We start from the raw sequence: 1,026 nt of genomic DNA, 5'->3' as shown, positions 1-1,026 counted from the left end.
CCCTGTTCGGTGTAGGATTTCCCCAACACGTTTCATCGCCGGAAAGACTTCCGTCATTTCCCACAATCACCGCCTCAAATGTATTCCCTACATTCACTCCGGCTTTCATCAATGCCGACAGTTGCATGGAAGTCAAATCACGCATCCCTGTATTATCAGGTGCAATGTATTCATCGTATGCAGGTACGCTATATAGGGACTGCTTTACATTGATAATAATATCAGGAGCGCCACTCGCCGAAACGGTGACGGTAGCCGTCCTCTCTTTCTGCGTATCATTGGCCTCTACTGTGATATTTACATATTGTTTTCCTTCACCGATAGTATGTGAACTTTTACACCAACTTTCCGAAGTACTGATATGCCATTCGGCCGGACCGTCTATCTGAATAGTCTGCCTGCTTCCACGAGCGTCAAACTCCAGATTACGATATTCCTGTGCCACTTCCAGACTTCCTCCTTTTTCATCACTGTTGCTACATGATATAAAAGAGGTGGTGAGCAACACCAGCATAAATATGACTCGTTTAATACCCAATGGACTAAATAATCCATCACTAAATGACTGTTTTTCCATATTCTTCTATACTATTAGATTAAATTTAAAACCGTTAACCTTGCCTCATCAAAACACATTTGTTTTCTACACCACAAAATTATGTATTCGACATGTAACTTCACTTCTGTAATGTTATTCATATAGGGAGCGTTTTGGAAACGATGGGGTGAATTTGTTTTATAAAAGGGATTCATTTGTTTTCTCCCGGTTTCCCTTTATACTTAAAGTACTCAAAATCAGCATACGCCTTCGAATCTTTAGAAGCTGATGTAATGTAAAGCCCCAATACGACTCCGGTAAATCCGCCTGCTGTTTCAGTGCTTAGATAACGCGTGTTCATCTTACCCAGATCATGATATATTCCATTCACTTTATAACCAAAATAATAGTAATTGATATCCGACTTCACCACCAGTTCCACCTCACCATCCGTCGGTAGGGAAACTTCTTTGGCATAATGGGTAATC

General features: G+C 40.9%; 1 protein-coding gene and 1 pseudogene. Both read right to left on the bottom strand.

Annotated elements, in window-relative coordinates; genetic code table 11:
• Positions 1 to 577: BACON domain-containing protein (locus AB5935_RS28165; RefSeq protein ID WP_368328124.1), on the bottom strand; the 577-nt coding region annotated here is incomplete at its 3' end.
• 172 nt (positions 578 to 749) lie between these two features.
• Positions 750 to 1,026, bottom strand: a pseudogene (locus AB5935_RS28160) (glycoside hydrolase family 43 protein); the annotation flags it as partial.

Origin of the sequence: Phocaeicola sp. RTP21198st1_B8_RTP21198_201120 (assembly GCF_040929485.1) — a bacterium.
GTDB lineage: Bacteria > Bacteroidota > Bacteroidia > Bacteroidales > Bacteroidaceae > Phocaeicola > Phocaeicola dorei.
Note: the sequence above shows the minus strand (reverse complement) of the source record. Positions and strands in the feature narration are given on the sequence as shown.